The sequence below is a fragment of the Romboutsia maritimum genome, from assembly GCF_002251085.2.
Taxonomy (GTDB): Bacteria; Bacillota; Clostridia; order Peptostreptococcales; family Peptostreptococcaceae; genus Romboutsia_B; species Romboutsia_B maritimum.
This window is the reverse complement of sequence record NZ_NOJZ02000025.1, coordinates 24,707-37,325: the sequence shown is the minus strand read 5'-3', so window position 1 is coordinate 37,325 and position 12,619 is coordinate 24,707. Positions and strand designations below refer to the sequence as shown.

9 protein-coding genes and 1 riboswitch are annotated in these 12,619 nt (G+C 26.4%); of the genes, 1 reads left to right on the top strand and 8 read right to left on the bottom strand.

Annotated features, from left to right (window positions below):
• A partial coding sequence (locus CHF27_RS11440; RefSeq protein WP_147294086.1) for an IS3 family transposase occupies nucleotides 1–101 on the top strand: 101 nt, incomplete at its 5' end.
• A 525-nt stretch (nucleotides 102–626) separates the two neighbouring features.
• On the opposite strand, the gene CHF27_RS11435 is transcribed toward CHF27_RS11440, so the two are convergent.
• The 8 genes from CHF27_RS11435 to prfB form a co-directional block, all read right to left on the bottom strand.
• The gene (locus tag CHF27_RS11435; RefSeq protein WP_095406572.1) at nucleotides 627–1,301 is read right to left on the bottom strand and encodes an ABC transporter ATP-binding protein; all 675 of its coding nucleotides are present in this window, start codon (nucleotides 1,299–1,301) and stop codon (nucleotides 627–629) included.
• Nucleotides 1,302–1,373: 72 nt separating this feature from the next.
• The gene (locus CHF27_RS11430; protein ID WP_095406573.1) at nucleotides 1,374–3,872 is read right to left on the bottom strand and encodes an ABC transporter permease; all 2,499 of its coding nucleotides are present in this window, start codon (nucleotides 3,870–3,872) and stop codon (nucleotides 1,374–1,376) included.
• A gap of 982 nt (nucleotides 3,873–4,854) precedes the next feature.
• Nucleotides 4,855–6,162, bottom strand: coding sequence for a sensor histidine kinase (locus CHF27_RS11425; protein WP_095406574.1), 1,308 nt, complete (start codon nucleotides 6,160–6,162; stop codon nucleotides 4,855–4,857).
• Nucleotides 6,156–6,866 (bottom strand): LytR/AlgR family response regulator transcription factor, encoded by a 711-nt coding sequence (locus CHF27_RS11420; RefSeq protein ID WP_095406575.1) that lies wholly within the window; start codon nucleotides 6,864–6,866, stop codon nucleotides 6,156–6,158. The genes CHF27_RS11425 and CHF27_RS11420 overlap by 7 nt, the downstream gene beginning before the upstream one ends.
• Nucleotides 6,867–7,113: 247 nt before the next feature.
• Nucleotides 7,114–7,719: an ECF transporter S component gene (locus CHF27_RS11415; RefSeq protein ID WP_095406576.1), complete on the bottom strand. Its 606-nt coding sequence runs from the start codon at nucleotides 7,717–7,719 to the stop codon at nucleotides 7,114–7,116.
• 133 nt (nucleotides 7,720–7,852) lie between these two features.
• Nucleotides 7,853–7,973, bottom strand: a riboswitch (FMN riboswitch).
• Nucleotides 7,974–8,079: 106 nt separating this feature from the next.
• Nucleotides 8,080–9,243 (bottom strand): amidohydrolase, encoded by a 1,164-nt coding sequence (locus tag CHF27_RS11410; RefSeq protein ID WP_095406577.1) that lies wholly within the window; start codon nucleotides 9,241–9,243, stop codon nucleotides 8,080–8,082.
• 30 nt (nucleotides 9,244–9,273) lie between these two features.
• Nucleotides 9,274–11,415, bottom strand: a complete 2,142-nt coding sequence (locus CHF27_RS11405; protein WP_095406578.1) for a Tex family protein — start codon at nucleotides 11,413–11,415, stop codon at nucleotides 9,274–9,276.
• Between the two features lie 79 nt (nucleotides 11,416–11,494).
• A protein-coding gene (gene prfB, locus CHF27_RS11400; RefSeq protein WP_099045588.1) for a peptide chain release factor 2 occupies nucleotides 11,495–12,605 on the bottom strand; the annotation gives its coding sequence in 2 pieces (ribosomal slippage) (nucleotides 11,495–12,529 and nucleotides 12,531–12,605; 1,110 coding nt in all).
• Nucleotides 12,606–12,619: the final 14 nt, after the last annotated feature.

The following is a 12,619-nucleotide window of genomic DNA, read 5'->3' as shown; positions in this document are numbered from 1 at the left end:
TAGATGACTATATGGATTATTATAATAATGACCGATGTCAGTGGAACTTAAAAAAGCTGACTCCTACACAATATAGGAATCAGCTTTTAGCAGCTTCTTAATGACCCTCTTTTTTTAATGTCCTTGACAAAGGGTCCATTTTAAAATAGCATTCTAACTTTTATTTTTCAATACTTTTGGTGCAACTAGTAACTTTATAGGTGTAACTGTCATTTTAAGAGTAAAAAAAGGGCCTCGCACTCTTTTTTAGTACGCCAGACCCTTAATTTTAAGATAGTGCTAATTCTTGTTTTTGCTCATTAACCAAACCATAATATGCATTCTCATTTAATATAAGTTCTTCGTGAACCCCTGATTCAATTACTTTTCCTTTATCTATAACATATATTTTAATAGTCTAAATAATAAATTTACTATAGTTGATTTATCACAACCACTTGATTCAATAAGAGCTGCCATCTTGCCTTTTTCAAACTTAACATTAATATTATCTAAAGTCTTATCTTCGTCATAAGAAAAATCAACCTCATCAAAAACTATATCCCCATTAAAATCTTCTTTAAGTCTATTTCCTTTGTTATCATGTTTTATAGTTATTGGTTCATCTAATATGCTAAATATACGATTTATAGATTATTATTTATTATTTTTCCATCACTTATAGTTATTATATGGTCAGCCATTTCAGCTATTTTTTCATCATGAGTTATCATAACTAGTGTTTGATTAAACTCCTTCACACATATATTAAGTATTTCTATTACTTCTTTAGTTGTTTTGCTATCAAGGTTACCTGTAGGCTCATCTGCAAATATAACTGACGGCTTGTTAGCTAGAGCCCGAGCAATAGCAACCCTTTGTTGCTGTCCCCCAGAAAGTTCATTTGGAAATTTTTTAATTTGACTATCTAATCCAAGTTTATTTATAAGGTTATTTATATATTTTTTATCTACTTTTTTTCCTTCAAGAGAAATTGGAAGAAGTATATTGTCATATACACTTATTACAGGTATAAGATTAAAACTTTGAAAAATAAATCCAAACTCATTTCTTCTTATTTTAGAAAGTTCATGATCATTTAGCTTATATATATCCATATCATCTAAAAATACATTTCCTGAAGTTGGTTTATCTAGCCTTGCCATACAATGAAGTAATGTACTTTTTCCCGATCCACTTGCTCCTATAATAGCCGTAAATTTACAAGGCTCTATTTCAATATTAATATTATCAACAGCAATTACTTTATTTTCACCTTTTCCATATACTTTTTTAAAATTTTGTACTTTTAATCTTTTCATATATTTGCTCCTTCAAAATAACTCATTTTGTCAGTTTATTTTTATCTTATTTGTACATGTATTTAACATATTTTATTCTCCATTCCTTATTCCATTAACTATATCTTCTTTTAAAATAGTTTTTAGTGATATATTAACTATAATAAAACAAAATATTAATATTGACATAAAAAGCATAATCACCTGTAATATAGGTATTTCAAACTTTATAGTTGAAAAGCCTGACACTTGATTAGAGGCCTTAACACTTAGCTCATAATAATTATATGCTCTTAAAAAACCATAAACAGAACCTGCCATTGCACATATAAATCCATAAATCAAAGATTCTTTTATCATCATTTTATATATAGTATTTTGGCTTGCACCTAGAGCCCTAGTAATTGAAATTTCTTTTTTTCGTAACATAATGCTTCCCTTAATAGCCGAATATATATTTGAAAATGCTATTATCATTAAAAATATTGTAATAACTATTAATTGACAATAAAATTCATCTGGAATTTTTAAATATTTTTCATCAACATCTTTAATATTTTCAATACTATAGTTTTTTTCATTAAAACTACTTTTAATATCGTTTAGATTTCCTGAATTGTCAAACTTCAAAGTAGTATAAGTATTAGAATTAGTTATATCGTTAAGTTTATTTATATCAAATACTATTTCTCCATATTTGCCTGGAGAGTCTTTATACATCCACCATTTTTCATTTAAAACTCCAGCAACTTTAACATCAAAAATCTTATATTTTTGTAAATTACTTTCCATAACAGGTAATTTAACTTTTATAATATCTCCAACTTTTAAATTTTTGAATATTTTTGAATTTTTATGTCCATTGTATTTATCATAAAAATTTTCAGTTATTAAAGCTGATAATTCATTTTTATCTAAATCTTTATATCCACCGCTAGAAAATGTATCTTTATTTTTTAAATAATCTTTTTCATATCCAGATATAGTAAAAAGTAACTCATCTGAGCTATCTTGTTCATTATTGTTTGACTTTATTTCATCGCTTAACATATCTTGTGGAATTACACCATAACCGTCGAAATTTTTTAATTTTAATATATTGCTTACTCCATCTATATTTTTTAGTTTTTGTAAATCATTTTCGTTTATTCCATATAAACAATCATAATAGACGTTTTTTGTAAGCTTATTATCTCTTGACTGAAAACTAGAAATAGCTCTAGTAGGAATCTCACTTTTATTCATATTTTGTGTTATTGACAAATCAATCCATCGTCCACTTGCTAGCATAACAACAATTATTGATATGCTCATAGGAATAAAACTTCTAGTAAAGTTTTTTAAAGCGAGTTTAGTTGTTATTTTTTTTATAAAACATAGATTCATTCTTGAAAGACTTATCTTTTCAATTTTTTTGTCAAAACAGTTTTTCTCTTTAATAAGGTCAAGTTTTTCACTAAAGTTTAGTGCAATTAGCTGAATTATTATAGATATACTAACATTAGCTAATGATAATTTAATTGCTAAATTTACATCTTTCCATTTTAAGTATAATTGTCTATTTTCTACTGATACAACAGATTCAATTGATGATAAATAAACATATTTATTTAAGAAAATCGCTATAATATATCCTAAAATTAAACCTAGTGCACATCCTAAAAAAGCAATCAATAAATGTTCAAATATTATAGATAAACTAAATCCTCTTTTGCTTCCTCCTACTATTCTTATTAAACCAATATCCTTAAGTCTTTTTCTCATAAATAGACCAAATACACTTGTAACAAATAAAATACTTGCTATAATTACTTTTTCTAAATCAGGACTTTCAATACTTTCAGAATTTATCTCTTCTATTAATCTCTGATGTAGTTCATTTGCTAAAATTGTATTTTGAGATTCTCCAACATCTCTTCCAATCTTGTTGACATTTGATAATAAATCGCTAAATCCACTCTTAAGATTTATTATGCTATCATAACCTATGGCTTCTTTAGGTATTAAGTTCTCTTCCTTGCCTAAAGTGGTATATATTTCCATTTGGCCTGTATCGTACTTTGGTTGAATAATTCCAACTATTTTAAAACTTTTATTGTTCATAAATAAATCATTACTTCCATTTGATATGTATTCTTTTCTTATAAATCCATTTATACTATCTCCGATTTTCAAATTGCTACTAGATGCTAATTCCTTATTTATGATAATTTCATTTGAATTTTTAGGTTCTCTACCTTCAGTTAATTTAAGTTTAGATGATTTAATTATGTTAGCATTGTATTCATTTAAAAAAAGTGCATTTCCTGTTTTATTATAAATAAATTGTCCAAAGTTTTTAGATATTTCTATACTTTTTACATTTTCATTATTCTTTAATAATTCTGTAGTTTTTATATCTAGGTTTCTTGCTTCTGCATTATATGTAGGAGAAATTTCATTAATATAATTCATATTATTAATAGCCTGACTTCTTTTAGCAACTTGAAAAGAAAATACTAAAGCTACACCAATTGCTATTGAAAGTATCAACAAATAAAAAGTTCTTATATTTTGCTTGAAATATTTTCTTGATAATCTTAAGTATTCCATAATTATTCCTCTTCTTTTAAATTTGATTATATAGTTTTTAAGCAGTCGATTCCTTGTTAGATAATCGACTGCTTATTTAACAGCTGTTCCAAATGCACTCTGTAGTATTTTACGACCATACTTATCTTTTCCACACACAGTACAATCAGTATTGCAATCTTGTTGTCCTACTATGTGATCGGCATTCCATTTATGACGACATGAATCATAATCATTAACTTCCCTATCTTTTAATTCCACTTTTTCTTTAATCCTATTTTACCTCCATAGTTTGTATGATTTTTTTATATAATGTAGTAGATATCTCTACTAGCGTTATATCTTAGATTTTCTAATACACATCCGTAATACAATTGATTTAAAATATAATCCATTTTCTTTTCTTCTATGATTAATATTAAATCCAATATTTTATTATTAATAAAAATAGTATTATATACAAGATTCGATTATTTATGTCTCATTTAAATCTTATATGTTAAAAATAGCATTCTATCTTTTATTTTTCAATATTTTTGGTGCAACTAGCAGTTTTATAGGTGTAACTGTCATTTTATTCCTCATGAAAAATACGATAAAGCACGACTGAAGTATGGCGCTAAGTGCAAATCATAAAATACTAAGTTGTTAAATCATATTGAAAATGTATTATCTAATAGTTAGTTGCCAGAATAAATAGCTAGTAGGCTACGCCTAGATTATGAGTCTGATAATAAGATGATGATTGGGTGTATGGATGGATTTATTCAAAAATAGTACTAGGAGGGACTTAACAAAATTATGAAGAAATAATAGGTATGAGGTTAATTTTAAAACTTATAATAATTTCGATGGTCTTGAAATAGGAATAGACAATTCTATAAATTACTATAAAAATTATAGATATCAGTAGAATTTAAATAAGATGACCCCTGCTTAGTGATAGCGTCATCTTATAATTTTTATTTTTTTTTACGAAATAAATTATGTAAATAGTAATTTTTCATCTTAAAGGTATATAAATCTGTATTACAAATTTATCTTTTGAAAAATCTACAGAAACTTCTCCATCATATTTTTGTACAGAACTTTTTATACTTTTAATTCCTAGTCCATGTGAAAATGAATCTGTTTTATCAGTTATTATTTTATTTTTTCTTAATTTAATCTGATTTATCTTACTATTTTCACATTTTACTACGAAAATCCTTTTTACAATAGTTCCTTTTATCCTAATAAACCTCTCTGTGTCATTGAGTTTCATACATGCTTCTATTGCATTATCTATCATATTAGAAAATATACTGCAAATATCTATCATATCTATGAACTCACATTTTGAAAAATTAATATCTACGTCAAAATCTATATTATTTATATTGCAAATATTCTTTTTTTCATTAACTATAATATCTAAAATCATATTTTCTGTTGAAATTACAGATTCCCAACAGTTTAATTCATTTTTTAAATTTTCTATATATATATTAGCATCATCATGGCCTTTATATAATTTTTTTATACATACGATATGGTTATTCATATTATGATATAATTTTCTTACTTTCAGTTGAGATTCTTGCATAGTTAAATAATGATGATATTGTATATCCATTTTCTCTCTTATTAACTTATTTTCCATTTTTATAGTATTACTCTTTACTATACTTCCTATAATTTTTATCAATGATATATTTGATAAAATCAGTATACTTGATACAATTAATAGTGTTATTTTTTGTTCATAAGATTTATTTACAGACTCCATCTCCAATGTAAATATTACAACTACACTTAATATGTTTGCTATAATTGGAATAATTACATGAAAAGCTTCGATTTTTTTAAGTTCTATATTATATTTCAAATTCTTTACTATCGGAATAATTGATACTATCAATAATTTAGATATAACTATTTGTTCTAATCTAAATATATTATTTTTTAATAATCCAGAAATGCTGTCTATTTCGGTTATCATTAATATAATATTAACACTAATTAAATCTACTCCTACTAGTATCATCCAATATACTAAATTTATAATTAATCCCTTAAATATCGTAGCTTTATAATTATAAATATAAAATATATAACCTATACTTATTCCTATAGCCAGCTTAATGTTAGAATTTATATTTATTATATTTAAAAATGTTATTAAAATAATATTTAAAATAATTGCTGTATTTATAATTAACTTATCTTTTTTATGCTCATTAAGTTCATCTAAAACAAATTTAAAGACTATCCATTCTATTATTGTAGATATAAATATAGTTATATTCCAAAATAAATCACTATTTAACATATTATATCCCCCAATACTGATAGTAACTTAGTTTTAAACTTTTTAATCCTGTATCTACTAACTGGAATTTCTACGCTATTAACTAGAATAGTACTTTGTTTTATATATTCAACATATTTCATATTAACTAAAAAACTATTGTGACATCTATAAAAGTTATATTTAATTAATTCTTTTTCTATAATTTTCATATTTGTTTTTGTGTTATAACTTTGATTTATAGTATGTATAATTATGTCTTTATTTATTACTTCAACAAAAGTAATTTCATCTATTCTAAGTTTATATATGCACCCTTTATTTTGAATAACTATATTATTTTCATTTCTTTTTATAATATCTTTTATACACGAATTTACATGCTCTTTTAGAAGCTCAAATTGAATTGGTTTTAATAAATACCTATATGCTCTAACCTCATATCCATCTTGAACATAGTTTATTACTCCTGTTGTAAAAATTATCTCTGAATTATCATCTACTTCCCTAATTTTTCTAGCTACATCCATTCCTGTAAGTTTGTTCATTTCTATATCTAGAAAAAATATATCTACATCTTCAGGATAATTTTCAACTAAATCCTCCCCACAATTAAACGTAATAATTTCAAATTGATTAGTTATCTCTTTGAGTATAACTTCTAAATACTCATTTAAAGTATCTCTAAACACAAAATCATCCTCACAAATAACAACTTTAAGCATAAACCCCTCCCTATTCTCAAAAAAAATTTCTTATCTTTAGTAAAAAATTTTGTTATATATAGACAAAATCAATACTAAATATAAGAAATTTACATACTCTTAAATTTTACCATATTTTCATATATTTTTACATTAAATCACCCTTCTTGTTTTTACTTTTAAATGATTATTTATTTATTTGCAATTAAAAAAGTCTATCTTAAAATATAATTTTTTAGATAGACCTTTAATAATTTCAATTATTTAATTACTTCATAAGTATTTTTGACATTTTCTTATATAAAGGTAATGTTACAAAAGTCATTAACATTGCTTTTACTATATTAAATGGAGCTATCATCCATATTACAAATGTAAATAAATCATTCACTTTAGGATTTAAAGCGGTTCCCATATTAATAATAGCATCTAATCCCATTAAATTCCCATAGAAAGGTAACATTATATAATAATTCATAAGACATCCTACGATAGTCATAACTACAGTTCCTATAATACCACCAATTATAACTCCTTTTATATCACTTCTTTTATTGTATGCAAAACAAATTATATAAACATAAGTTCCACCTATTAATATATTTGCAAATTCACCTATTCCACCTGTTGTAGTAGCTGTTATTAATTGTAATAAATTTTTTACTATTACTATTACAAAACCTGCAATAGGTCCCATTGCCATTCCACCAAATATCGCTGGTATATCTGATATATCTATTTTAAGAAAATCTGGAAATATACCTGGAATTGGCATTGATATAAACATCAACATATATGCTATAGCTGATAAAATAGCTACCTTTACTAAATTTTTTGTTGACATACCTTTGTTTCTTTTTACTGCTTCTTGCATAAATATTACCTCCCAATTTATATATATTGGAAAAATAAAAATAGCTCGAAGACTTCATCTTCGAGCTTAATTTATGGATATAGTTTCGATAAACTAAAGTACACATATTAATAAAAACTTAGTAATAGTGTATAACTCTCTTCTCTCATCCAGACTTTACTGTCGGCCTTGGAATTTCACCAAGTCATGCTACAAATAAGTAGCTCGCGGGCTATACCGCCGGTAGGGAATTTCACCCTGCCCCGAAGATCTTCAACAGCTATTTAATTTTCCTATATTATATAGGATAATCAATTAGTTCCATTACGTCAACTGTAATTAATGTAAAATATAAATTATATGATTTAATTTATTTATATTTTATTTTGTTTTTGTGTATACTATTTTTCCATCTATTATTGTAAATAGTACATTACTTTCAACTTTTAAAGGGGACTCATCCCAGATTACTATATCTGCATCTTTTCCTATTTCTATCGATCCTACTCTATCATCAATTCCTAAAGTTTTCGCAGGATTTATTGTTATTGCCTCTAATGCCTTTTCTTTTTTCATACCATGTTTAACTGCTATACCTGCACATACTGGAAGATATTGTACTGGTATTACAGGATGGTCTGTCATTAAAGATACATTCATTCCTGCATTAGATAAAACTCCAGCAGTATCAAATGTTAAATTTCTTAGTTCTATTTTAGATCTTTCAGAAAGAGATGGCCCTACTATTACAGGATATCCTTCTTCTACTAATTCATCTACTATAAGATGTCCTTCTGTACAATGGTCTAAAGTAAGATTTAAATTAAATTCTTTTGCTATTCTTATTGCTGTAAACATATCATCTGCTCTGTGAGCATGTACTTTAAATGGTATTTCTCCTTTTAACACAGGAACTAAACTTTCCATTCTTATATCATATTCTGGCTTGTCATGATCCTCATGCTCTTCGTATAACTCTATTTCTTCTAAGTATTCTTCAGCTTTTTTTAAATTTTCTCTAAGTAAAGAAGCTATTGCCATTCTAGTTTGAGGAGTTTTTTCATCTCTTCCATAACAGCTTTTTGGATTTTCTCCAAATGCTATTTTTGAGGCAACAGGATTTTTTATAACCATTTTATCTATTCTTCTTCCAAATGTTTTTATAGCTATACATTGTCCTCCCATTACATTCGCACTCCCAGGAGTAGTACATACTGATGTTATTCCACCTGCTACCGCTTCCTCAAAAGTTCTATCCATAGGATTTATTCCATCTATTGGATTTAATTGAGGAGTTATAGGATCTGTTTCTTCATTTCCATCAGCACCTTCAAATCCCATTCCATCTTCCCAAAGTCCTAAATGAGTGTGCGCATCTATAAAACCTGGAAATACTAATTTCTCACTAGCATCTATAACCGTTGCATCTAATGGCTGTACTATATCCTGTCCTATTTCTACTATCTTTCCATTTTTTATAAGTATGTTCCCTTCAATAATTCCGTTAGTTATTGTATTTATAGTTCCATTTTTTATAAATATCATCTAATCTCCTCCTCGTATATATATCGTATATTATATCTTCATAGATAAAGATACTCTTTGCTTATTTAAATCTATTCCTATTACTTTTACATCTACTACATCTCCTACTGTAACTATATTCATAGGATCTTTTACAAATACATTACTCATTTGAGATTTATGAACTAAACCATCATTCTTTATTCCAATATCTACAAATGCTCCAAAATCTACTACATTTCTTACCGTTCCTTTTAATATCATTCCTTCTTGTATATCTTCTATTTTTAATACATCCGTTCTGAGTATAGGCTTTATACCTCCTTCTCTTGGATCTCTTCCTGGCTTTTTAATTTCATCTATAATATCTTTTAATGTTACTTCTCCAACTTCTAGGTTTTGACTTAAATTTTTCAAGCCTATTTTACTTAGTCTTTCATCTATGTCATTGATATTTTTATTTTTTACATCATCTAATGAGTATCCTATCATCTCTAACATTTTTTTGCATATATCGTAACTTTCTGGATGGACACCTGTATTATCTAACGGATTTTTAGCATCTAATATTCTCATAAATCCTGCACATTGAGTAAATGCTTTAGGCCCTAATTTTTTAACTTTTTTAAGTTGCGCTCTTGATGTAAAATCACCATTTTCTTCTCTAAATGTAATTATATTTTTTGCTATACTCTTACTAACACCTGCAATATGCTCTAATAAAGAATATGATGCTGTATTTAAATCTAGTCCAACGCTATTAACTGAATCCTCTACAACTCCATCTAAAACTTCTTCTAATCTCTTCTTATTTAAATCATGCTGATATTGACCCACACCTATACTTTTAGGTTCTATTTTTACAAGTTCTGCTAAAGGATCTTGTAATCTTCTTCCTATTGATATCGCTCCTCTTAATGAAACATTTATATCCGGATGTTCTTCAGTTGCAAGTTCTGATGCTGAATAAACAGATGCTCCAGCTTCACTTACTATTACATACTGTACTTGTGTATCTATTTCTTTTATCATATCAGATACAAATTTTTCAGATTCTCTTGATGCTGTTCCATTTCCTATAGCTATAATATTAACTCCATATTTTTGTATTAATTCTTTTAGAGTTTTCTTAGCACCCTCTACATTATTTTGTGGTTCTGTAGGATACACTGTTGTAGTTTCAAGTAATTTTCCATTTTTATCTACTACTGCAATTTTACATCCAGTTCTAAACGCAGGGTCAAACCCCATTACAACTTTATCTTTTACTGGTGGTTGCAGTAATAAACTTTTTATATTTTTACCAAATACACTTATTGCTCTCTCCTGAGCTATTTCTGTTAAGTGATTTCTAACTTCTCTCTCTATTGATGGAAAAATTAGTCTTTTATAAGAATCTTCTATTGATGAAATTATTTCTTCTTTATTTTTTAAATTTTCTTTACTCAAATATTTATCTATTATATAATTTAATACTTTATCAGTATTAATTTCTAACTTAACTTTTAGGAAATCTTCTTTTTCTCCTCTATTTATAGCCAAAACCCTATGAGGAGCTATGTTTTTTACACATTCACTATAATCGTAATACATATCATATACAGATTTTTCTTCAGTTGTATTCTTAGTGATTAACATACCTTCTTTTAATGCAATGTCTCTTATGTACTTTCTTATTTTAGCATCATCTGAAATAATCTCCGCTATTATATCTTTTGTACCTTTTAATACATCGTCTATAGAGTTAACTTCTTTTTCTTCATTTATATAATCTTTAGCCTCTATTTCTAAATTATCTATATTTTCATTTAGAATTTTTAATGCTAATGGTTCTAATCCTTTTTCTTTTGCTATAGTTGCTCTTGTTCTTTTCTTTTGTTTAAATGGAGCATATATATCTTCTACTTCTTGAAGAGTTTTTGCTTTATTTACACTAATTTTTATTTCTTCAGTAAGTTTGCCTTGTTCTTCTATTATCCTTAATACATCATCTTTTCTACTTTGTAAGTTTCTTAAATATACTAATTTATCATAGAATTGTCTTAAAATAACATCACTCATTTCTCCTGTCATTTCTTTTCTATATCTAGCGATAAAAGGAATTGTATTTCCATCATCTATAAGCTTTATAGTATTATTTATTTGTTCATCTCTAAGATTGAATTCTTTTTTTAACATTTCATTAATATTCATAACACTACCTCTTTCATTAAAAATATAAAGTTGCTTAAAATAAGGCTTAAGAATTAAATTCTCAAGCCCTTTTTATAAACTACTTCTTCATTTTATTCATTTTTAAATATTCATTTATGAATAAATCTAGACTTCCATCCATAACACTATCTACATTTCCAACCTCTGCATTAGTTCTATGATCCTTTACTAACTTATATGGTTGGAAAACATAAGATCTTATTTGACTTCCCCAAGTTATTTGAGAGTATTTTCCTTGTATATCTTCTATCTTTTCTTTTTGTTCTAATTCTTTTAGTTCTATAAGTTTAGCCATAAGCATTCTCATAGCTCTATCTTTATTCATATGCTGAGATCTTTCATTTTGGCATTGGACAACTACACCTGTAGGGATATGTGTTATTCTTACAGCTGAATCTGTAGTATTTACATGTTGTCCCCCTGCACCTGAAGCCCTATATGTGTCTATCTTTAAATCAGATGGATTTATCTCAATATCTATACTATCATCTAGCTCTGGTGTAACATCTATAGATGCAAAAGAAGTATGTCTTTTTCCAGATGGATCAAATGGAGATATCCTTACAATACGATGAACACCTTTTTCACTTCTAAGGTATCCATATGCATTTAATCCTTCTATTAACAATGTAGCACTTTTTATACCTGCCTCTGGATCTGATAGTATATCTAAAAGTTTAACCTTATAATCTTTACTTTCTGCCCATCTTATATACATTCTTAAAAGCATTTGAGCCCAATCTTGAGCATCTAATCCTCCTGTACCTGCATTTATAGACAATACTGCATTATTTTTATCATATTCACCACTTAAAAGAGTTTTTATTCTTATATCATCTATTCCCTTTTCAAGTGTTTCTATAGACTTTTCTATTTCTTTTTCAATAGATGAATCATTTTCTTCTTGTCCTATTTCTATTAATATTTCTATTTCTTCTAGGCTTTCTTTTAAACTATTATATTCATCTACAGTATCTTTTAATATTTTATTCTCTTGAAGAATTTTTTGAGCTAAATCATTGTCATTCCAAAAATCTTGATCACTCATTTTTTCTTCATTTTGCTTAATTTTATCTAATAAATTAGCAATGTCAAAGAGAAACCCTCAATTCTTCTAAATTTGAGGACATCTTTTCTACACTATGTCTATAATCTTGTATGTTTAACATTTAATCCTCCAAAA

Excerpts from the sequence above, each read along its gene's own strand:
- CHF27_RS11405 (WP_095406578.1), bottom strand. The coding sequence starts at position 11,415 with ATGAATATTAATGAAATGTTAAAAAAAGAATTCAATCTTAGAGATGAA.
- CHF27_RS11425 (WP_095406574.1), bottom strand. The coding sequence starts at position 6,162 with ATGTTAAATAGTGATTTATTTTGGAATATAACTATATTTATATCTACA.
- CHF27_RS11410 (WP_095406577.1), bottom strand. The coding sequence starts at position 9,243 with ATGATATTTATAAAAAATGGAACTATAAATACAATAACTAACGGAATT.
- CHF27_RS11415 (WP_095406576.1), bottom strand. The coding sequence starts at position 7,719 with ATGCAAGAAGCAGTAAAAAGAAACAAAGGTATGTCAACAAAAAATTTA.
- CHF27_RS11420 (WP_095406575.1), bottom strand. The coding sequence starts at position 6,866 with ATGCTTAAAGTTGTTATTTGTGAGGATGATTTTGTGTTTAGAGATACT.
- CHF27_RS11430 (WP_095406573.1), bottom strand. The coding sequence starts at position 3,872 with ATGGAATACTTAAGATTATCAAGAAAATATTTCAAGCAAAATATAAGA.
- CHF27_RS11435 (WP_095406572.1), bottom strand. The coding sequence starts at position 1,301 with ATGAAAAGATTAAAAGTACAAAATTTTAAAAAAGTATATGGAAAAGGT.